Annotated in this window: 17 protein-coding genes; 12 read left to right on the plus strand and 5 right to left on the minus strand. The window is 55.8% G+C overall.

Annotated elements, in window-relative coordinates; translation table 11 throughout:
• From ACMTNU_RS12700 to ACMTNU_RS12715, 4 genes are all read right to left on the minus strand, one after another.
• Nucleotides 1-1355: PAS domain-containing protein (locus tag ACMTNU_RS12700; RefSeq protein WP_413935626.1), on the minus strand; the 1355-nt coding region annotated here is incomplete at its 3' end.
• A gap of 270 nt (nt 1356-1625) precedes the next feature.
• Entirely contained in the window at nt 1626-2372 is a 747-nt protein-coding gene (locus ACMTNU_RS12705) for an alpha/beta hydrolase (protein ID WP_413935628.1), read from the minus strand.
• A 4-nt stretch (nt 2373-2376) separates the two neighbouring features.
• Entirely contained in the window at nt 2377-3090 is a 714-nt protein-coding gene (locus ACMTNU_RS12710; protein WP_413935629.1) for an alpha/beta hydrolase, read from the minus strand.
• Nucleotides 3091-3099: 9 nt separating this feature from the next.
• Complete coding sequence (locus ACMTNU_RS12715) at nt 3100-6321, minus strand: hypothetical protein (RefSeq protein ID WP_413935630.1); 3222 nt, start codon at nt 6319-6321, stop codon at nt 3100-3102.
• Between the two features lie 890 nt (nt 6322-7211).
• Between ACMTNU_RS12715 and ACMTNU_RS12720 the strand changes: the two genes are divergently transcribed.
• Both ACMTNU_RS12720 and ACMTNU_RS12725 read left to right on the plus strand, forming a co-directional pair.
• Nucleotides 7212-8309: a hypothetical protein gene (locus tag ACMTNU_RS12720; RefSeq protein ID WP_413935631.1), complete on the plus strand. Its 1098-nt coding sequence runs from the start codon at nt 7212-7214 to the stop codon at nt 8307-8309.
• A 103-nt stretch (nt 8310-8412) separates the two neighbouring features.
• Complete coding sequence (locus tag ACMTNU_RS12725) at nt 8413-8685, plus strand: hypothetical protein (protein WP_413935632.1); 273 nt, start codon at nt 8413-8415, stop codon at nt 8683-8685.
• 200 nt (nt 8686-8885) lie between these two features.
• On the opposite strand, the gene ACMTNU_RS12730 is transcribed toward ACMTNU_RS12725, so the two are convergent.
• Nucleotides 8886-10361: a protein adenylyltransferase SelO gene (locus tag ACMTNU_RS12730; RefSeq protein ID WP_413935633.1), complete on the minus strand. Its 1476-nt coding sequence runs from the start codon at nt 10359-10361 to the stop codon at nt 8886-8888.
• Between the two features lie 189 nt (nt 10362-10550).
• Here ACMTNU_RS12730 and ACMTNU_RS12735 point away from each other — a divergent pair, with 189 nt between their 5' ends.
• The 10 genes from ACMTNU_RS12735 to ACMTNU_RS12780 all read left to right on the plus strand — a co-directional run bounded on the left by ACMTNU_RS12735 (nt 10551) and on the right by ACMTNU_RS12780 (nt 22881).
• Nucleotides 10551-12539 carry a PAS domain S-box protein gene (locus ACMTNU_RS12735; protein ID WP_413935634.1) on the plus strand — a complete coding sequence of 663 codons (1989 nt, stop codon included), beginning with the start codon at nt 10551-10553 and terminating at the stop codon, nt 12537-12539.
• A 1-nt stretch (nt 12540) separates the two neighbouring features.
• A complete protein-coding gene (locus tag ACMTNU_RS12740; protein WP_413935635.1) occupies nt 12541-13947 on the plus strand; it encodes a sigma-54-dependent transcriptional regulator in 1407 nt (468 codons plus the stop codon).
• 251 nt (nt 13948-14198) lie between these two features.
• Nucleotides 14199-16574, plus strand: coding sequence for a hypothetical protein (locus tag ACMTNU_RS12745; protein WP_413935636.1), 2376 nt, complete (start codon nt 14199-14201; stop codon nt 16572-16574).
• A gap of 655 nt (nt 16575-17229) precedes the next feature.
• Nucleotides 17230-17469 (plus strand): hypothetical protein, encoded by a 240-nt coding sequence (locus ACMTNU_RS12750; protein WP_413935637.1) that lies wholly within the window; start codon nt 17230-17232, stop codon nt 17467-17469.
• A gap of 185 nt (nt 17470-17654) precedes the next feature.
• A complete protein-coding gene (gene cysD / locus ACMTNU_RS12755; RefSeq protein WP_413935638.1) occupies nt 17655-18452 on the plus strand; it encodes a sulfate adenylyltransferase subunit CysD in 798 nt (265 codons plus the stop codon).
• Nucleotides 18453-19026: 574 nt separating this feature from the next.
• Entirely contained in the window at nt 19027-20397 is a 1371-nt protein-coding gene (locus ACMTNU_RS12760; RefSeq protein ID WP_413935639.1) for a SulP family inorganic anion transporter, read from the plus strand.
• Between the two features lie 63 nt (nt 20398-20460).
• Complete coding sequence (locus tag ACMTNU_RS12765; protein ID WP_413935640.1) at nt 20461-20862, plus strand: universal stress protein; 402 nt, start codon at nt 20461-20463, stop codon at nt 20860-20862.
• A 319-nt stretch (nt 20863-21181) separates the two neighbouring features.
• Nucleotides 21182-22198 carry an isocitrate/isopropylmalate dehydrogenase family protein gene (locus ACMTNU_RS12770; RefSeq protein WP_413935641.1) on the plus strand — a complete coding sequence of 339 codons (1017 nt, stop codon included), beginning with the start codon at nt 21182-21184 and terminating at the stop codon, nt 22196-22198.
• 34 nt (nt 22199-22232) lie between these two features.
• The gene (locus tag ACMTNU_RS12775; protein ID WP_413935642.1) at nt 22233-22583 is read left to right on the plus strand and encodes an isocitrate dehydrogenase; all 351 of its coding nucleotides are present in this window, start codon (nt 22233-22235) and stop codon (nt 22581-22583) included.
• Between the two features lie 82 nt (nt 22584-22665).
• Complete coding sequence (locus ACMTNU_RS12780; RefSeq protein WP_413935643.1) at nt 22666-22881, plus strand: hypothetical protein; 216 nt, start codon at nt 22666-22668, stop codon at nt 22879-22881.
• Nucleotide 22882: the final 1 nt, after the last annotated feature.

The following is a 22882-nucleotide window of genomic DNA, read 5'->3' on the forward strand; positions in this document are numbered from 1 at the left end:
TGCAAGTGATCCATAAAAGAAGCGAACCGGCGCTCGCTGATTTTCAGCGCCTCCTCGGCCTGTTTGCGTTTCGTAATGTCGATCATCGCGCCGAGTGTCCTAGCCGGACGACGATCCGGACCGTCCAGATCGAACAAGGTCCAGGCTCGAAAGCTGATCCACCGCATCTGGCCGTTCGGCAGCACCAGACGGTGTTCGATCGAATAGAGATCATCGCCCACGGGATCGGAAGCCCGCGCAATCGTCGCAACCACTCTGGCGCGGTCTTCCGGATGGATCAGCCGAATGAACCCATCAACCGAAGCAGGGACATGGGGTCCGACACCGTAGATTTCCCGCATGACCGGAGACCAATAGACATTCCCCGTGCGATGGTCCTGATCAATGATCCCAAAGTTGGCTAATCGAACGACCTGATCGGACCGTTCCTCCCGTTCATGGAGCGCTTTCTTGGCTTTGACCCGCGCCGTCACATCTTCCGTGGCAATGATAATCCCACCCACTTGATCACCGCGATACCACGGGCGAACATCCCACGTGATCCATTGGCTGGAGCCATCGCTCCGAGAGAACTGGTCTTCATCGGCACTGAGCACCTCCCCTGTCAACCCTCGCTGATGGACATCCCTCCACCGCGAAGGACAGTGCGGGAAGACATCATAGTGCGATCGACCGAGAATCTTGTCCGTCAAGCGGTAGTCTTCAATCCATCGTCGGCTGGCCGCCAGATACCGCATGTCTCGATCAAACATTGCGATGGCGGCCGGCGCATGCTCGACGAACAAACGAAACCGCTCATCACTCTCTCGCATCGCCGCATTGGTTCGCTTGAGATCCGCCGTTCGTTCCCGAACACGTTGTTCCAACTCCTCAGAAGTCCGATGCAAGGCCTCCTCGGCCTTCTTCCGATCGGTAATGTCATTGCCGATCGTCAACAGGCAGAGCTTCCCTCTGAGCGTCATTAAGTTTGCAGAGATCAGAAACTGTCGCAGTGCGCCATGCCTGGTCCGCATCGACACTTCGAGATTGGTGACGGCCCCTTGCGATCGAAGACGATCGACGAGTCTGGCCCGATCTTGCGCATCCGGCCAAATCCCCAACGTCAAAGTCGTCTGCCCGATGACTTCCTCACGACGAAACCCGAATGTATTGAGGCAGGCGTCGTTGATTTCCAGGCAAATCCCGGTGTCAAGTTCGGTAATACCGATCGGATGGGGACTGAGGCGGAAGGCTTCGGCAAAAAAATCGTCTCGTGCTGGGTCGACCGCATTTCCTTGTCGATCGCCTGGTTGGTGGACCGCTGCACGCGGGCGCGCTCTGACCCAACGCTTCTTCTTCGTCGCTTTTGGTGTCATAGCCAGAAATGAATTCTAGTCCACTTACGTACCTCCCGCAAGATCCAATTCCTGAGGTGATCACCGGTTTCAAGTTTGAAGTTTCATGTTTCAGGTTGTCCGGAAACTTGGAGCCTGAGACTTGGACCTTGAAACTATCCCAAGCGATTTCGCCACGAATCGCCATGAATAATGCATGGCAGGAGGCTGCTACATCGATGATGTCGATACGGGATCTGTAGGTTCCTGTGGTATTCAACCACCGGGTTCTCTGGTGGATTCAGATCAACGTCACTCTTGCTTCGTCACCAGTCTCCGGAACAGATCGAGATGGTCTGGGCCGCTGAGCCGATGATCACCAGGAATCAGGCGCAGGTCGAGTGGAAAACCGGGATGTCGTCGTACGAGTTCGTTGGCGAACCGCCGACTCCCGTCCGGAGCAATGACTTGATCGTCCTGACCATGGAGAATCGTGGTCTTCACATGGCGAACGACTTCAAGTGTCTTCGTCCAATACTGTTCGCTTTCTTCGACCCATTTCCAGGACAACGGCCATTCTCGATGCACCGGGTCCTCGTCCCACAGCATCCATCCCGCAGTGTGCCAGTCATGGAGCCGTTCCCTCGAGATGGTTTTGGCGCGCTCGCCCATCATGTTAAACGCCGGTGCGATCAAGATGAGCTCGTCGACAATCTCGAATTCCTGCGCGACGAGCCAGCCGATCCAGCCGCCGAGCGAATTTCCGACGATCGTGACCGGCGGACCAGTCTTGATGGAATCCAAGACAACGCGCGCATCGGCGATCCAATCGGAGAACGTATAGTCGGTAAACTGCCCTTCGGAATCGCCAAAGCCACGCACGTCGTAACAACAGAACCCCCATCCCTTCTCCTGGCACCATTGCGCCAACGATTTGCTTTTGTTGCCCCAACGTTTGGAGAGAAACCCGGTGATAAAGAGCATCTGCCGAACGGCTCCATCGATTCGATCGCCTTTGATCCGTTTGCCGTCCGCGCCAATGAGTTCGAACGACGTCATAGTCTTATCCCAACCGCTTCGTGATAAAGGACCCCAGTTGCCGCAACACTTCTCCTGGAATTTCGTGCCCGCCGCGGAAGCTGTGCCACTCTACGGCAAGACCAGCTCGATGCAGGGCATCTCGCAGACGTTCGGCTCCAACAGTGGGGAGAATGTCGTCTTGCACGCCGTGGCTTTGAAAAACCGGTAGGCCTCGGCGATTCGGCATCAGCGGACTCCAGACGTCCTTGGCCAGCAGATTGCCTGACAGCTGTACCAACCCCGCGAATAGATAGTCCGTGTGGAGCACAGCATCACAGGTGAGCATCGCCCCTTGTGAAAATCCACCGATGACCGTGTTCTTGTAGTCGACGGAAAACTGTCGGGGAAGCTCCTTAAGAAATGTGAGTAGTCGTTCACGCGCGAGCGCCAGTCCCTGTGGAACCTCCACGGACAGATCACGAATACGACCTGCCTCTCGATCAGCTTGGATACGCGCAAAGTCGATGATCCACCAGGCGCGCGAATCACCGAACCCCATAGTGAGCGAGAGGGGAGCTTCCGGAAAGAGCCAGCGGGTCCCACTGGGGGCTTGAATGACATCAGCGAGTGGAACCAGATCGTCTCCCGGTGCCCCAAATCCATGAAGCAAGATGACGACAGGACCATCACCTCCACCCATTCCATCTGAACCACCCGTGAGTCTGACCTTTAATCCACCGAACGAGAGTACTCGCATACCATCCTACTAACTGAGATACAGATATTGCAGTAACGCCACCAGCCCATACAGCGACGATTCGACAACCGGCTGTTGATAGAGCGGTACAAAAGCACCCTGCTCATTGTCTTCCACTTCACTGATCACATACTGAATCTGCTTCACACGAATATCGTGATCCTTCCCGATCCCGAGAGTCTGAACAATTTGCCGATTGAGCCCGGCCAGCATGGCCGCTTTCGCCTGACTCGCTGATTGATACAAGAGAAAAGCTCCCAGCAGCGCAATCAGAACATTGACCGACCAAGACAGCAACAGCAAGAGCGGATAATTCCAGATGTCGAAATATTCATTGCGCGCGGCGATCATGATCAAGAGCGTGATAAACGGATAACGGATCAGCCGGTTGACCACTTCCGTCCGTTGCGCGATGAGGTCGATCACGGCAAGATACTTCAACTTCTCGAACTCGGTCTTCTGCGCTTCTCCCAATCCGTAGTTGCGGAGATACTCTTCCTGTACGTGCAGGGACCATCCTCCCGTTGAGCTCACCACCCACCCGATCCATCGCCGACACAACATCACGGCATCGAAGACCGCCAGGTTCAGCAGTACGACGATGGCGACGCTGGCAAGCGTCATGATTGAGTCGACTTGGCAACTCAGGTATCCGCGGCAGGGATGAATATATTCTTCGTCCAATACGAAATGCCCGATGGCCCACATCGCCCCCATGTACAGGATGAACAAGAGGAGCATCCGGGCCATTCCCTGGCTCAGCTGACTCGCTTCACGATACTGCCTCCACGCCTGGTCGACTTTCATGGAAGCACCCGTGGCGAGGGGGTGATAGGCCCGCCGGAGATTCGTCCAAAAGGTTTTGGGTGAAAGCCGCTGACACCTCGACGTGTCCTCGAACTGAAACTTTTCGTCGATCTGTTCGCTATTCTTCTTGAGGTCGCGAGCACCCTTGATAAACAAGAGCACGGACAGCACGACAACCAGGAATCGCAATAACTCACTCGGCCAGATACTGACACCGGCCGTCCACGAAAACGGCTCTCCTTCGTCGTGCCCGGCCAGCAGCGCGTCGGCGCCTCCGGCCACGATAAAGACTGCAAACAGCGCGACGAGCACGACCGCCGTGATACTCAGCAGACGCGGATGGCGCACAATGGCAGACCAGAGGCGTTGGTTACTCCAGGCCACCACGACGAAGAGCGCAAACCCCACCACGGCTCCCGCCGCCACAGCGGTATTGTCGAATCCGACGCCTTGTCGTAGCTGACCATATTCTTCCGTATAATCCAGATCGGATCGCAACGGATGAATCGTACGGAGTCCTTCTTTGGTGACGAGGCTCAAGTCGACCGCACCGCTCCGCCCCACCTCAAACAATCTGGGATGCAGTCCGGCATCGTACACACGATCTTCCGGCGTCAGTGCGGCATGGTATGTCGTCCCGCAGGGGCCGCTCATCCCATCAGACGGTTCACGGCGACAGCCGACATGACCGACCGCCTGCAATGTCGCGAAATAGGTCGACGTTTGATAACTGCTCCGGAAGGGCGGGACATCGCGCTGCAACCCGCCGTCCAACTGCAACCCAAACGGCGAAGTGATGACCATGTTGCGGGTCCATTTGTACTCGCTCGAATGGAGATGTCGGGCATCGAGACCAACGGTAAAGAAAATGGCATGCGGAAACGCAGGGCGAAGGGCTTTGATGATCAGGAGCGAATCATACGGATCGGTGCCGAAGATCCCGATGGCTCGAGCTCCTTCACCCTCATCCTGGATTCGATTGACCAACGCCCGCACATAGTCCACCTGACTGGTCCCCTCCGGACGCTCACGCGGGCTGTCCTTCGCGCTATCGGTCCGTACGACTTTGGTTTTGTCTTCCCCCGGCACCTCACCATCCAGCCCGCTCAGGTAGCTGTACCGCTGAACGTTCAGGCGCAACGATTCATAGTCGGCTTGCCGCCGAATCTGAAGATCGACGGCATGCGGAATATCGGAGCACCACTCCTTGATCGTCACCGGAACCTCGATCGCCTCCAAGTCCCGCTCGGGAAAGGTTGCGATTTTCTTGCACGCAGCGGCTCGAAACTCGATCGGGAGCGTCCGTCCGTAGAACGAATCCCATTCCCCGATCAGGATCACCGCATCCCACCCGAGGCGAACCTGCCGGCGCTCCAATTCCTCCACCAATGATTCGAACAAACGGTCATCAGAACCGATCTCGTATGCCAACCGAATATTTGCGCCCGTCAGCCGCCGGGCGAACTCTTGCTCGCAAGACGTGTAGGAGTCGCAGGCGACCCCTTTTCCGCCGGTCGACGTGAGTCCGTAGGCGAGGAGCCCTTTCATCGCGCTATTCCACGGGGAATACAGATCGATCCACCCGTCCGCATTCGGCCAAACGCCGATTTCCCCATGCGGCTCGCCGTAGGATTCTCCCGCCTCGGCCAAGAGCGCTCGAAATGCTGAGGAGCTACGAGGGCCGAGAATTTTAAATGTGACCGCCCGCTGGAGCTGTGAATTCAAGCGAACGAGCTTGCGCCGATCGTCGGTGAGGAGACACTCGCTCCTTTTCTCGGCTTCTCGACAGACAAGCGCCTGAGAGAAGGATGTCAGACCGGCAAAAAACCCGCGGCTGAGCGCTTCATCCGGAAACCAGACGACCAGCACACTATGGGAGCGTGGCGATTCCTCGTCACACAGTCTGGTTCGTCTGAGCCGGTACCACTCATACGGCAGTGCCGGCAGAGGGCTCAGGGTATCCCATTCCACAAACGAGAGCTGCCCCTCCTGTTCCGGCACATAACAGGACACTCCAAGGGCTGTTCCGACCGCATACCGATCTCGGATCCGCGACTCAGTGCTTTCCACATATGGACCTCCACTGGTCGTCACCAGAAGGACCGTGACATGCTGGCCCTCCTTGACACGTTCAGTAATAGCCTGCCGAAGGGATCGAAGTCGTTGCGTAAGCGGCGGGACCGGAGTCGCGACGGGTCGGTTCGACTTGATTTCCCGCAGGCCCCGTTGTACGGCTGCGACAGGATCTTCCCACAAACGTGCGCGTACCACTTGCTCTTCAATCGTGGCCTTCATGTCCAGTCCCGTGCCGACCGGACGTGAACTGCGCAGTGGTTCCTTGACCAGCATGGCTCCCGCTAGCGCCAGCACGAGGGTCAGGGCGCCTGCCACGGCGATTTTGGAGTCGCTCTGTTTCTTGGCCATTCGCTTCTTAGGAGGTGCGGAACATCACTCTGACACTCGCATAGCACCCGAGCGTGACACTCTACAACAGACAGTTAACAGAGTGAAACAGCAGCTCTTCACGAGTAAAGAACCCCGCGCTTCCTGGCGGGGCATCCAAATGCGAGTTTTCGTGATGCTTGAGCCGAGACAGGGCTTTCCACTCGACCATTGGCATGGATCGACGGCAGATGTATGGCTTCACCCCGACGTCTGCGGCTGACGACTCCAACAAATAACTAGGCCGCATGAGTCATGACCGTTCGGAACGAAACCGAGAGGATGTCAGGTGCGACAGACACGTGGGGCCTCGCGTGGCCGATGCGTACTTGAAATGTTAACGTGAAGTCGCGACGGGTTCAGCCGTTGAGCCGGTCATGAGAAAGCCGTGGACAGGCTCACCTCAGCAGCGTCTCGGCGGTGACAGTGGAAAGGCTCATGGGGCATGTGAACTGGACACAAAAACCTAGCGAGTCACTGTTTGCTGAATACACAGGCGTCGACCATCGGTCCGATAGACTTAAGATCTCACCAGCTCTCTCACCTCAATGGAGCAACGACTCCTTCTCCAGCAGCGCACGCCTATATTCGCATACACCGCTCAGTGTGATTTCGCACACACAAGACCGTCTCGCTAAAAAACGCTATCCAGTTCTACCTTTCGATTACCAGGTCCTGCATCGCTCTGTATGATATTTCTCCTTTCTGTTTTCGCACACCTCGCTCACCGCTGGATCAGGCAAAACCGTAGAGACTGTAGGGAGGACCTTGATGAGGTATCTATTTTGCTCCCTCGAGTCGGTCAGGAACAGGAAACAAATTGGAGGCAACCTCCAATCTCTCAGTTCTCTCAGCCTCGGAGACGCACCCTGATGAGTAATTCGTCCTTGTCTCAACCAGGTCCGGACAGCATCGCGATTCGCAACCTCCCCATACAGCAACGGATTGACTGGCTGATGGAACATGCCCGTCGGTATGCTCAGGTCTACCAAAGCCCGGAATCCTTTCTCGCGCGTGAACGTTATAGTGCGAAACACGACACTGCGATCATTGCGCTCAAATGCATGGATGGGCGCCTCAATCTTTCCGTGGCCACCAACACCCCGTCCGGGATCATCCAGCCGATCCGTAACATCGGCGGACGCTTTGACATGGGGTGGCCGCATTTCGGTGAGGTGATGACGGAACAGATCCAGCACATGGTTCGACACGGCCGACGTACGCTGGTACTGATCAATTACCACTACTCAAAGGGCGACCAACATCGTGGCTGCGCCGGCTGGGGATATAACACCGATGCCGCCCGGGACCACGCGCTGCGGACCAAACGGCAGGTGGAGGAGGTCTTCGGCTCGGCACACAGCACGGTGTACCCTCTGGTCTGCGGGTTCGAAACCGACGAGGATGCGCTCGTTCTTCACGGAAGTAATCATCGCGATGTTTTGAACCTCTCGACCGTTTCCGCGCAAGACCTTGCCTCCTTACCTGCCTCACTGTCGAGACTGTATCCTGACATGCCCGAAGAGATGCAGGAGGATCTCTTGCCTCTCGTACAGGGCAACCTCGCCCATATCGAGGAAGTCCGGAAAAGCGACCGTACCCTGGAGATCGTCCATCACGAATGGATGATCGGCATCGGGCGCGGGTTCCACTGGCTCCACATGCCGAACCTGGCGTTGATTATCGGCCCCTACAGCCCCGAACTTGCTGACCCTCTCAGTAAGGCCGGTGGCATCATCGCCGCTAACATGCGAGACGACCGCATCCCCGATGACGGTTTTCTTCTATTGTCTGTCGCGCCCTACCAAGAAGTCGGTGTCGATCGTGCACGTGCCACGCTCAAAAGCCGGTTCATGGCCGATTTCGCCGCTCATATCATCCGTTCAGACCATGCGAAAATTGCGGACAAAATCAATATCCGTAAAGCCGTCCTATCCTGGCATACACGGGCGCTGGAGTTGATTGTGTGAGCCCATGGTTTCCTAAGTAGGGAGCGTGACCAATGACGCGGACACTTGGTAGAAGCGAACTGGGCTTAAGACAGATAACAAGTCACCAGCATTGGAGTGATCAATGATTCGCAAAACTTCCTGGTCTTTGACACGCCGGACATTTATGAAATCCTCCCTCGCCGGTGCCATGCTCGCAGGCTACAAGTTGCTATGGCCTTCTGTCGCGCAGGCAGGCGGCCTCCCCACCACAGGCCCACGCTCAGACCTCAAAGTCATTCACAATTTCGAGACGGACCCGTTTGGGGTGGCGGGATTGAGAGAGGGTGGCAGGAGAAAATCACGCCTCGGGTTCGAACTCTGCCCTGGCCGTAGTAATCCCAGCAACGAAGGCTGACCTCGAAAAGTCTACCCCGAGCTCCTTATCGACGCTTGCTCAGCCGCTTCTCTCAAGGGATCCCTTTGAGCGTCCTGTATTGCCACTGAATGCCGTCTCACACATCGGAGTCCGTGCTTGCTTGAGGAATTCAATGAGGGTTTTCCGCATCCTCGGAGGACTTTGCGCCATCCCTCCCCTCGGTTGTTTCTCAAGCTGATTCAGGATGAGCAACTGACGGCCAGATGCTTGCCCCAGTTCGGCGGCGGCAACGCGTAAGACTCCATGCCCGGCTGCTCGGCGAAGGGGGTCTGGAGTGCGGTAAAAAGACGTTCGATTTCTGAGAAGTCCTTGTTCTGAGCTTTTTCAATAGCGATCTGCGCGAGATAATTCCTCAGGACGTACTTGGGATTCACACGATTCATTCGATCACGCCGTTCGTCGTCGCGACCGTCTTCACCCCGCAACCGATCACGATAACGCAGGGCCCAGTCGTCAAACCGCTCGCGGTTGAGAAAGTGCTCCCGCAACTTCTCATTCACCGCGCCATTCTGCGAAGAAAACGCGCCCAACTCTCGAAACACGATCGTGTAGTCCGCATGGCTGCCTTGAAGTAGCCCGAGGAAGTCTCGAATGAGTTGATCGTCCTCTGCTTGCACATCCAGCAACCCGAATTTGGCCCTCATGCGCTTCTGGTATTCCTGATCAAACAGAGATTGGTAGGTCCCAAGGCCCGCTTTGAGCGCTTCCTTCTCGACCAACGGCAACAGCGCCTGAGCCAAGCAACTCAGATTCCAGAGTCCGATGTAGGGCTGTTGATCGAAAGCATAGCGGCCGTTGTGATCGGAGTGGTTGCAGATAAATCCTGCATCGTAGTCATCCATAAACCCATAGGGACCATAATCCATCGTCAGACCGAGAATCGACATATTGTCGGTGTTCATCACTCCATGGGCCCAACCGACCGCTTGCCATTGCGCGATCAACCGTGCAGTGCGCTCAACGACTTCGTTGAAGAACCGCGAGTACTTTCCGTCGACATCGCTGAGATGGGGAAAGTGTTGGTCGACCACATAGTCGGCTAACGTTTTCAGGTGCTCGTACTGCTTTCGGTAGTAGAACACTTCGAACATTCCGAAACGCACGTGAGACGGCGCCATACGGACCAGCATCGCCCCGGTTTCCACCTGCTCACGGTACACCTTGTCGTCGCTCCCGACGAGACAGAGCGCCTGCGTGGTGGGAATTCCGAGTCCTTGCATCGCCGCGCAACAGAGATACTCACGGATCGTCGAACGCAGCACCGCCCGTCCGTCTCCATCCCGGGAGAACGGTGTCATCCCCGCTCCCTTGAGATGAAGATCCCACCGCTGGCCCTGTTCGTTTTTCGCCTCTCCGAGAAGGATTGCGCGTCCATCGCCGAGTTGCGGGACATACACCCCGAATTGATGACCGGAATACAGCATCGCGAGCGGCTCCATACCTGATGCGAGCGCATGCCCACCGAAAACCTCCGCGAACTCCGGCCTGGTGAATTGCGCAGGATCAAGATCGATCAACTCAGCGGCAGACCGATTGGCATGGATCAAACAGGGAGGCGCGCTGAACGGAGTGGGATTCAATCGGGCGTAAAAGGCCTGAGGAAGCCGGGCATAGCTATTGTCGAAGGAAAGCGTTTCAAGAGTTCGCCGGGACATATCTCTGTGTATCACGAGCCTTGAGGCCTTTACCATGGCTTGAGCATGTCGAGCAGAGCACTCTGCCCACTGAACTGGCCATCAAGCAGCACTCCCGCGTTCCCTCTTGGAGCTCTCTCGACGGTGTCTCCGTCACCTCGGTATACTATCCGTTCCCGACGTGACGTATTCACACAACAGAGGCTCTGCGTGAAACGCCGTACGACCCCTGCAGCTCAATCCAAAGATGCCGTCCGTGCCAAACCGGAAGTCGCGGCGGCGGAGGTGTTGGCCTGGGTCAGCGATTGCCTCGAGGGTGGGCTTTGCTTCATCGCCAAGGGAATTCTCATATTTGAAAATTCACAATTTGCGGAACTGGTCGAAACACCGACTTCGAAGCCTACTGACTCTCCCGCTCAGGACCTGACGCTCCGATCGCAACTCTTTGCCGATGCAATGGCCTGGAACAAGGACACTCTGGGAGCGCGAGGCAGCAAAACCTATCGTCTCCTGGATCGCCAAGGCCAGGCACTCGTCTACGAATGCCGATATCACGTGGTCCCCTACCATGGGGAGACCGGCGTGCTGTTGGTTCTGCAGGACGTCACCCAACATACGGAGTTGGTTCAGGAGGCCTCACAGATTGCCCGATTTCAGTCGGTACTCGCCCGTATCGGGACGCTGGCGGTCAGCGATGCACCGGCACAGGAGTTGATGAATGAAGCCGTCACCCATACGGCTGAGGCACTCCAGGTCGAGCTCTGTAAGATTCTCGTTCAACGGGAATCAGACGACCATCTCGCCGTCGTCGCGGGAATCGGTCTTGCCCCTGAGTTGATCGGGAAGTTGACCATTGAAGGCGGCACCCATTCGCAGGCCGGCTACGCCATTCGTGAACGACTCCCCGTCGTCGTCAGAGACTTGCGTCAGGAAACACGATTCACTCCTTCCAAGTTATTAACCGAGCATGGCGGCATTGCAGGCATGTGCGTCCCGATGTTGGTCGAGGACCGCGTCTATGGCGCCATGACCGCCCATTCCAAATCGGTTCGCGACTACACCGTCACGGAACTCGAGTTCCTCTGTACCGTCGCCAACACCGTGGCGACGGTGCTGGAGCGACGGCGGCGAGCCGATACGCAACGGGACCTCTATCATCGGTTATTCACGGCAGCCCAAGACGGGATCATGTTGACCGACACAGACGGCTGCATTTTGGAGTGGAACCCCGCACTCGAACGCATGACCGGCTGGACGAGCCTGGAAGCACTGGGACAACGTCCGTCCATCTTAAAGTCCGGAAAACATGACCAAGCATTTTACGACCGACTCTGGCAGGCACTGCGAGCAGGCCACGCTTTTGTCGATCGGTTTGTGAATCGACGGAAGGATGGTTCGGAATTCCTTGTCTGGGAAAGCGTGAGTCCGGTGAAAGATCGTGACGGCACAACACAGTACTACATGGCCATCCTCACGGACTTGACCGAACGAGAGCAGATGCTGGAAGCCTTACGACATGCGGAGCAAATCAAACTGGTGGGACAATTGACCGGTGGTATTTTGCACGAGGTCCGCAATCCGTTGATTGGGCTCGGTAGCCTCGCCACGCATTTAGCCGATCAGGAACACTTGCCGCAGACGGCCAGAGATCGCTGCCGGCTCATCGCGCGGGAAGCCACTCGCATCGACGAGCTGTTGGAGTCCCACTTAAGCCAACTCCGACCACGTCCGTTCGATCTGCACCCCTGCGATCTTCCCTCGCTCATCGACGACACCATGACCTTGCTCAAACCAAATTTAACCAAACAGAACGTCCATGTGCGGAAGGTGATGACTCCGGATATCCCGTTGGTGGAAGCCTCTCGTGCACACCTTCAACAGGTCTGCCTCAACATCACGATGAATGCGATCGACGCCATGCCGAACGGTGGAGAGCTTACAATCGCGATACGGATGGAACCTCGGCGAGGTCCTGGTGTGCTTCTTGCTTTCTCCGATACGGGAAAAGGGATTGACCCGGACAATCTCAAACGGATTTTTGAACCGTTCTTCACCAGCGGGAAAGCCAAGGGTGTTGGGCTTGGACTCACCATCACGCACGACATTGTCGAACGGCATGGCGGGCAACTGGTGATCACCAGCCCGCCCGGCAACGGAGCCATCGTGGAAGTGTGGCTTCCCCTAAAACCCGAGCGATGACATGACCTGGCAACTACTTCTGGTCGAAGATGAAGCGTCTGTTCGCGAAGCCTTCGCGCTGCGCCTCAGCGATCACGGCTATATGGTTCAGACCGCGAGTTCCGGCGAAGAAGCGCTTGGGCTGCTCCGCACCGCTGAACCGGATATTCTCGTGCTTGATCTGGTCATGCCGAATCTCACGGGCCTGGACGTGCTCGCCCGTGTCAAACAGACCTCGCCAAACTTACTGGTTATCTTGGTCACCGCGAGGGGCACAGTCAAAGATGCCGTCGAGGCGACGAAACTGGGAGCCTTCGACTTCGTCGCCAAATCCATCGACATGGAAGACCTCCTGCACGCGTTGAGCAGAGCGACGCAGCTGCTGACGTTGCAGCGCCAGGTTCATGTGCAGAGCGGGCAAGACGTTGACCGATACGCGCTCGACCGCGTCATCGCCAAGAGCCCTGCCACTCAGACCTTTATGAATCAGGTCCGTGAGCTCGCGAAGAATGACCGCGTCACTGTGCTACTCCAAGGCGAGACCGGCACTGGGAAACAGTACATGGGTCGAGTCATCCACCATAACAGCCCCAGAGCCCGGAAACCTTGCATCGAAGTCGACTGTCCCTCGATCCCGCGGGAATTGTTTGAAAGTGAACTATTTGGGCACGAGAAAGGGTCTTTCACCGGAGCCGTTGGCCGCAAGACCGGATTAATCGAACTGGCAGAGGGAGGAACCCTCATGTTCGACGAAATCGGCGATCTCCCCCTCCCGTTACAAGCCAAGCTTCTGCGAGTCATCGAGGAGCGGACGTTCCGGCGTGTCGGAGGATCGGCCACGATCCCGGTGGATGTGCGTTTCATGGCGGCGACAAATCGCAATCTGAAGGAAGCGGTCACCAAAGGCGAGTTTCGTGAAGATCTCTATTTTCGACTGAATGTGGTGACTCTGGTGATCCCACCCCTGCGCGAACGGCAGGACGATATCATCGTCTTGGCAGAGCAGTTCTTGATGCGTTCAGCTCTTTCACTGAGAAAGCCGGTTCGTCACCTCGGTGAGAGTGCACGAACCGTGCTGTTGCGGTATCATTTCCCCGGCAATGTGCGTGAGTTGAGTAATCTGATAGAACGGGCGGTGCTCTTCTGTCCCGGTGAGACACTTGAAGCGCTGCATTTTCCCTCTGATGTGCGAGAGAGTCCCATGCAGCCGGTCGGTGAGCCGTTTTCTCCTGAGTCAACGATCTCCGATACCACGAATGCCGCTCGGATCCATCTCTCATTCCGCCTTGGTGAATCCTTAACTGACCTTGAGGACCGCATCATCACTGAAGTATTACAGCGGTCTGATGGAAACAAGTCTCTGGCCGCCAAGCATCTTGGTATCACCCGCTGGATGCTGGATCGACGTCGAAAACCCCATGCTGAGTGAGCATAGACGCACATTCGCACGGTTGATTGTGCATTGACACACAGCCTGCCTCAGATTCCACACAAACATCTCTGCCTGTACCCGTCCATTTCCTCCTGTTTCCGATGACATTCGAATAACCGTCCCCCCCGTCTTCTTCTGTAAAACCTGGGACCGACGATTGCATCAAATCATGGCGCCAGCATAATCACAGCGGGAATCACCAGGCCGGTGATCCTTCCTGATCTTCTGACTGTTTCGGAGCACACACCATGTTATTACGCCCTATTAGACTTGCCATTCTCCTCATCGGCGCATTCTTTCTTGCCTGTCCCTCATGGAGCAACGCCAGACCCGCCCAAATGAAGCCTAGCGAGGATGCAAGCCGCTTTGTCCTCCACTACGTCGACGCCTTGTCTCATTCTCAGATCGCGACGTGGGCTTCAGCCGATCTAGGCTGCTTGAGCCGCGCACGGGAAACCACGACGACTACACGATCATCTAAATTGACTCCAGAAATCGCCCGACGTTGCTGGGACGATACATTACACGGCCATATCCAGATGGTGAGTCAACAAGCAGAGTCCGGCGTCTTCAACGCGATCGGACGAGGAGTCGGGCTTGGGCTCATGGCCGACCGACACCGCGCTACGGAGAATTGGAAAGACTATCCTCCGGCGGTGTTCCTCTCTCCACCGATCATGTTGAACGACCACGCTCTGATTCCTCAGACAACGGTCAAGCGAACCGGTCCTGTGCAATCATTTGCTCTGTCGAATATTAAGAAAGATTCGCTCGTCTCCGTATCCGGTCAGGCTGTTGATATTCAGATCGCCTACCCTGATCCATTTACGGCCCCGCTCGCTCTGAGACCGGAAGAAATCTGGTGGGTGAATGGATCTCAGCGCCAATTTGGACCAGTGCGCGAGGTGACCGCTCGGTTTATCGTGGTCACCGGCCTGCGCAAGTTCGGCTTCAGCGCAGATCGAGCCGTGATGAACGAGGTGTTACCTGACACGCCACTCATTGCGACAACCCACTATGGTCTTCGCCCGGATAACGGGCGAAAGTTTGACCGAACGAACCCAACTCGACCGTTTGTGAAGGGAGAACTCGTACCAGGATCGACGCAATGGTGGACACGAGCTGAGGCTGAATCGAGCATACAGGTCGCCTTAGGGCGAGCCTCTCATCTCCCATCAACCGAACGGGTGGAACTATTGACGAGACTCCTCCTGATTGATCCCAACCATATGGAAGCCCACCGTCTGTTTGGTGAAGACGCGTATCAGGCCTTCCTGAGGCAAGGCGTGGAGAAGGGTGGCTTGGCAGCCAATGACAGGGAAGCGTTACAGCGAATCGCGGAACTGTACTGGACCATCCAAGCTCAAACCTGGCGACAGGAGTTAACTGCGGTGGCGGAAGGGTATGAACCGGCGGCAGACGCCCTCTATCGATCCCTCGCCTCCTACGAGGCCTTGGGACAACTTCAGCAGGCCACATCGGAACAGCGCAGACGCCTTGGCGCGTTGACCCGCTGGAACAATGATCCAACCGGTGCCCTTGGTATCCATGAGGCGTTGCTTCGCGATACGGCTCCCGGCACTGCCGAATATGCGAAGATCTTGACGGAGATAGCCTGGGATCGCATTCAGTTTGTATCGTGGAACCGACGCTACGACCATCCTTGGCTGCAACAGGCCCATGTCGAAGCGGAACAGGCTGTTGAGCTGATGACGCAGCCCTACGATACGCTCCATGCGCACTATGCGCTGGTGGCGGTGGAATCACTCTCGGTGCCGCGCAACCTGGATCGGTTTCAGCAGCGGATGCGACAGATCAAGCAGGATCTGGATCAGATTCCCGGAGTGAAGGGTCTACAAGGGCAACTGGTCGCGAACGATCTCGTCAAGTCGCTGACCGCGGATGCCACGACCATTGTACTGCCAAGCCCACCGCGTTCGCGTGAAGTCCTCGATGTGGCCGTCCACGCCAACCCACCCAGGCAGGATATCATCTGGCAATGGAACTTCGATCAAGACCAACTGGGGTACCTTCCTACCGGATTCGTCACTCTGGACCGACAGGGCGAACCATCTGATGGATGGCAAGTACAAGTCGATGAGACCATGCCAAATGGATCACAACGGTTTGTCCGCACCGCCCCCTGCCTGGTACAGGACTGTACCCGGCTCCTTATTGCCACGGACGTCAGAACCACGTACCCAGATGTGACTGTTCAGGTACGCACCCCTAGTTCCACTGATCAAGGCGAACTTGGGCTCGCGATCGCCGTCACAGACCCGTCGAATTATTATGCCATCACGCTTCAGCCTGGAACCGGCCAGGTCACCACCAGACGCGTTGCGAACGGCACAGTGACTATCCTCGGGCAAGTCGCCGCGAAGCTTGCACCAAAGTCCTGGCATACAATACGAGTCCAACGAATCAATTTCCTGCATCTCGATAAGGGGAGGCTTGCGGTCTACATTGATGGCGTCCAAGTCGCCGCTGTCGAGGATGCCGTGCTGCCTCAGGACGGGCAGGTAGGATTCATTGCCCTGGGACCGAGTGAGGCACAGTTCGACGGACTCCACGTATTGGATCTGGTCTCGAACCGCACCTTCTCAAAACCGGCAGCCTATTGAGCTCAGTCACGTATTCACATCGCTCCGATTCGTCGTTGACCAGTATCACCTTCACGATCACCCCGTGTGGGAATGTCAGGAATATCCGTTTTTCACTGAGCACATCTTGACCCGGTCGGCTTGTTCACCGGTATACCCCCTTGCCAGTTGTAAAACTGTGCACAATCGCTTTACTCCGGTACCATTTCCCTCCGAATATGCTTGAATTGAGCCATCCCATAACAAGGCGCGACGCGTCTCATTCGCGGCGATACGCTTGAGACCGTGCAGTTTCTGATCGGCTGGCAAGGCGCTCCACATCGGCTGTTTCTGACGCACAACCTTCTCACCTTTTGTTGAGAGACCATACCTCTTTCTGAAGCTCACCTGAGGCCCGAATCATCAACGATGATACTACGGGGTACAGTCGAAGGCCCCTTGCTCTCCCCAACTCCCATCCATCGTGCTTCCCCGCACAACCTGCACTTCTTCAGTGCACCAGCACACGCGTCGGAGATTCTGTGCCGCCGCTGCAAAGCCTCACCCAACAGAAATGGATACATTTTCTTGCTGGTATTACTGCTTCTCCTCCCCCGGTACCACACATTAGATGGCACGAGACGTGAAAGGGCACCATACCAAGGAAGTTGTTGGCATGATTAGGAGGGAGGACAATATGAAATTGTTAGGCGCAGCGCTCGTCGGAATCATCGCAGCGATTTCTGGATTAGCTCTGAACTTGGACCGGCCATTTCTGACCAATCATGCTCATATCTCCCAAGCAGTGGCTGCTGAGTCCCTTCAGATGAACCCCGCCCCTGGATTCACTCAGAAGGACGTCTCCAAGAAACCCTTCCGATTGCTCTTGAATATGTTCAAGAGCGAACCCTGGCGTCTGTCTCGGCATAGCAAATGAATATTTTTGGCTTGATCGACCAGCCCTGGACGGCCACACATCGATGCATGTGTGGTGCCGATGATTCTGCAGGACCTGAAGGTGACTCAGCGGCATAGTTCCACTCGCTGCACGTGCTCAACTTAGCATTGAACCAACTGAGACCTAAACCATCAACCTACTTGCAATACGCTCTAAGTGAAACAATGAAACATTTACGGGCACTAGAAGATCAAAGTGTGTACATCCTTCGTGAAGCCTATAAGCACTTCGACGATCTGGCGATGTTGTGGTCCATGGGAAAGGACTCGACCGTGCTGCTATGGCTGGCACGCAAGGCTTTCTTTGGCCATGTGCCGTTTCCGCTGGTCCACATCGATACCGGGTATGAGATGCCAGAACTCATCGAGTATCGGGATCGACTCTGCCGCGAATGGCACCTCGATCTCGTCGTAGGCCAGAATACGGAGGCACTGGCCGCAGGGATGAGCCCCCAACAAGGACGTGTGGCTTGCTGTACGGCCATGAAGATCGATGCCTTGAAACAGACCATCGCCAAACACAAGTGGACCGCCGTCATCCTCGGCATTCGCGCCGACGAAGAAGGAACCCGCGCCAAAGAACGGTACTTTTCACTGCGCGACAAGCATGGTGAATGGGATTTCCGGGACCAGCCGCCGGAGTTGTGGGACCAATTCAATACGACGTTCCCTGCGGGATCCCATATCCGTGTCCATCCCCTGTTGGATTGGACCGAGCTGAATATCTGGGAATATTTGGAGCTCGAACGAGTTCCCCTCCCCACACTCTACTTTGATCAAGGTAATGGGTTGCGATATCGAAGCCTGGGGTGCGTGCCTTGTACCGGTACGGTGGCGTCCTGCGCCTCAACCATTCCTCAGATCATTTCCGAGCTCCGCGTGACGACGATCGCGGAGCGGAGCGGGCGAGCGCAGGACGAGGGGCGGGGCATGGAGACGTTGCGCAAGTTGGGACATATGTGAGCCAACCTCTCGAGCAGTAGCCACGCGATTTGCCCGGGATCACTGATTTTCAATCCTGTACCGTCGTAATCTCCACCCCAGTGCACAAGCTCGTCAATTAGTGCGCAAACGCACAGGCCTGTGCGCAGGCACACGATCTCCTGCCTGTTCACCGCTCATGAGCGGTACCTACCTTATGCCATTCGTCATTTCCCCTTTAATTTTGGTGTACTCCCTGACAGAGCCACTTGTAAGATGTGGGTCCTTTTCTTGCTGTATGTAGAGGCAAGCGAAGTGAATCACTAAGAAGGATAGCGCGGGGGACGAGGCATCGAGACCACCGTTAGCCTGCATTATTCATGACAGTTCGTGGCAAAATTGCCTGAGGTAGTTTCACGTTCTAAGTTTCGAGGGCCAAGTTTCCGGACAACCTGAAACATGAAACCTCAAACTTGGAACCGCTCACCCAGATGCGTCACGGACAACGGTTCACGAAGGGCTCATATTGTCGCAACAGCGAATCGTCGATTGCAGCGGAAGCGTCGTGAATACTGAGGGCTAGAACATACCCTTAGACCGAATAGAGAGACTACCGATGACAGCGTATGAAGCAGAGCACGAGATAGAGTCACAAGAGCCGGGACTGAATGCAACGGACAGTGATCAGCCTGCCGTAACAGAGTCGAGTACTCCACCTGGATCAGCCGCATTCCAAGCACAATATGCAGGACGTGATATGGCCGCCGGTCTGATCGCGGGATCGATGGCGATCCCATTGACGGTCGGCATCGCCATGATGTCCGAGTATCCCATCAAGGTGGGGCTTGCTACCGTTGCGTTTGCCTGTTTAATCGGCTGGGTCAATGCCTGGTTCAAGCCCGGCAACTACATTGGCTGTCCTGGAATCGCAGCGGGTTTGGCCCCGGTGTTGGCCGTCGGCGTCGCCACCTTTGGGTTAGAGAATATGGCCTTCGCGATTTTCCTGACCGCAACTATCCAGGCCATCATTTGGCGATTCAACTGGCAGCGCTATATTTTGGTGGCCGTACCCGTGTATTTGGTGGAAGGGCTGTTGGCAGGCGTCGGTCTGAAGATCGCCCTGAAGTTCTTGGCGTTCACCTATGAGCTCCCTCCCGGCATGGAAGCCGCCGATGCGTTCCTGAATTTCGCGCGCCTTCAGATGATTTTCATTTCCATGGTGGGATATGGGCTTTTCGTCTATCTGTTTTTGAAGTTCAAGAATACGCAGCCTGCCGTTCCATATTTTGTCATTATCGCCGCAGGGACCATCCTGGCTCAGTTTGTCTCGGTCCCCATGTTGTCCATGGAAGATACGGAACTCAAGCTCGCCCTACCGATCCCGCACTTTGATAGCCCCCTGATCATTGCCTATATGTTCGGGTTCGCGGTGATGCTGGCCATGATTGACGTCATCGAACAGGTGATGAGCAATGCAGCGATCGAGAAAATTGACCCGCTCAAACGCAAGTGCAATAGTAACAATAGCCTGTTGGCGATCTGGATCGCCAACATGGGATCGAGCTTCTTCGGCGGTATGACCAATCTGGACGGGTTGGCCAAGAGCACGACGAATCGCTTGGCCGGCGCCTATACCAAGTTTTCCGTCCTCATCATCGGCTGTGTGGTGACCTTCTTTACTTTCAACACCTATGCGCTTGAATATCTCCCGAAGTTTGCCTTGGCGATCATCATGATCTTCTCCGGTTGGAAGATGATCGAGGGGCTTGTGCATGTGACCCACCACGGTCCCTATGCCATGATCCTTGCCATCTTATGCGGCGTGCTGGTCTTTAAAGTGGGGATTTTTGAGGGATTATTGATTGCGATGGCCGTGCACGGGATCGTACACTACATGGTGTATGTCAACATAGAAAAAATGCCCGGAAGTGTGATCATCAAACGATACATTGATGACCTCAAAAGGCATGGGAGTGACGTGAGCTAAGAGCTTCACTCCGCTATTTACCTCCTTCACCCAGCCATCACAGACCAAGAGGGGCGTCTCTCGATGTTCACAAAAATCCTGGTAGCAATCGACGGCAAGGATACTTCCATGAAGGCCTTGATGGAAGCGCAGCGCATGGCCCTCTCCAACCACGGGGCACTCCGCATTGTCTATGTTGCCACCGAGGAGACCGACCCCAAAGCCGGTGTAAAGTTGTTGGCACAAGCCAAGTCCGCCGTTGGTGACGGCGTTACCGTAGACACCCGTGTCTTATACACAGAAGCCGTATATGGTGTGACAGGAATCGTCGACGCCCTCGCCAACGGTACCCGAGAGTGGGGCGCTGATCTTGTGGTATTGGGGAGTTCGCATCGCCGAGCGCTGGAACGATGGGTCATCGGTTCGGTCGCGGAACAATTGTTCTCCAAAATTGATGCCTCTGTGCTTGTCGTTCGTTCGCAGTAATAGTCACTCGTCCGCACTTCCTTCACGTCCTATCTCCACGCCACTCTTTCAGAAATCCCTCTCGTCGCATGCCCCTTCGCTGAGCATCGACGCACAGATCACCGTGCAACTCGTGCATCGATGCACGGGCCCTGCGCCTCCTGGAGAATCCTATCTTCTTCGGCAAATCACCGAATCTTCATTTTCCAGGATTTCGTTCACGTTTTGAGCTGCACGCGTGCGGGACCGACGTCAAACGGTCTGGACTCCAATTTGCATTTACCAGTAATCAAAGGGTGCGGATGGTCCGATTGCCCTTGCTGCTTAAGGGAGGTTCTCAATGGGGAAACAGCATATCATCACGATGTTACCGGGAGAAGGCACCGGCCCGGAAATTTGCGAAGCGGTGCGGCTCGTCATCGATGCGAGCGGGGTCGACATCAAGTGGGAATATGAGGACATTGGGCTCGACTGTCTCGAGAAGTATGGCACCCTCCTGCCCGACAAGACTATTCAAAACATCGCGAAGAACAAGGTCGCTCTGAAAGGGCCCACGACCACACCCATCGGAACAGGACACAAAAGCGCCAATGTGACCCTCCGGAAAGTGTTTGATCTTTACGCAAATGTCCGACCGGCCAAACTCATCCCCGTACTCAAGCGACCCTGGGACAAGATCGACATCATCAATTTCCGCGAGAACACTGAAGACTGTTATGCCGCCATCGAGCACATGGTTTCCGATGAGGTGGCACAATGTCTGAAAGTCATTACCTGGCCTGGTTCCTATCGGATCGCCGATTTCGCCTTTAAGTGGGCCAAAGCCAACGGACGTAAGAAGATCTTCTGCGTACACAAGGCCAACATTATGAAGATGACCGACGGCCTCTTCCTCGATGCCTTCCGGGAGGTCGCTAAAAAGTATCCGGACATCGAATCCGGTGACATTATCGTGGACAACTGCTGCATGCAGCTGGTGAGAAATCCGGCTCAGTTTGATTGCTTAGTACTTCCTAATCTCTACGGCGACATTCTGACTGACCTCTGTGCTGGACTAGTCGGAGGCTTGGGATTTGCGCCCGGCGCCAACGTCGGCGACGGCTGCGCGATCTTCGAAGCCGTGCATGGCTCCGCACCAAAGTATGCCGGCATGAAGAAGGTCAATCCTTCGGCCGTGCTGGTCTCCGGTATCATGATGCTTCGTTGGCTCGGTGAAGAAGCTGCTGCTGCTCGAATCGAGAAGGCCATGTTTGCCGTGCTCGACGAGCGAAAGCATGTGACATACGACGTCGGCGGAACCGCCAAAACGGACGAGTATGCGCAAGCCATCGTGGATAAGATGCACGCGAAGGCCTAGGCCTGAGCGCACAGACTCAACAAGGAGATATCCCATGCCAACATTTACTGAAACCGCCAAGGCGACAAAGAAGAAGAGAGACATCAAGCTCGTCGGAATCGATATGTACATCATCACGGATAAAGGCATCCCGAAATTCGAGGACATAGGCCCATTCAAATGTGAATTCATTTCGAACCGAGGGACGAAGGTCTGGCCTGGCTTCGTGAGTCCCGATCTCCTTCAAGTGAACTGGTACCGATGCCGGTTCATGGCCACCAAGGATGTGCAGGATGCGGATGTGAATACGTTTTTGGACGCCCTAACCAAGAAGGGTTGGTGGTGGTCCGCCGCGCAGAAGCTGTGGAACTACGACGGCGAAGCCGGATTCAGCAAAGCCTATTGATGCGTCTCACGAGGCGACGGCGCTCAGCTGAGCGCCGTCGCCTCAGCCAGGGATCGGCGCAGATTTTACCGGAGGGTGAGGCATGAAAGTCTTGACGGCTGAAGATCTTGGAGTCGCAGCGTGGGAGGGCATAAAGGCTCCGCTTCAGGAGTCGGCACCACCATCCTCTCGTCCTCAAAATGGACCATTGTTACTGAACGAACAACAAGAAACCTTTCTTCAGGATCGCTTCAACACAAAACTCGAAGACCCAGAAACTGGACAGTGGATTCGTTCCTGGCGTGCGGATGGGGAATAGA

The sequence above is a fragment of the Nitrospira sp. BLG_1 genome, from assembly GCF_047338595.1.
Taxonomy (GTDB): domain Bacteria; phylum Nitrospirota; class Nitrospiria; order Nitrospirales; family Nitrospiraceae; genus Nitrospira_D.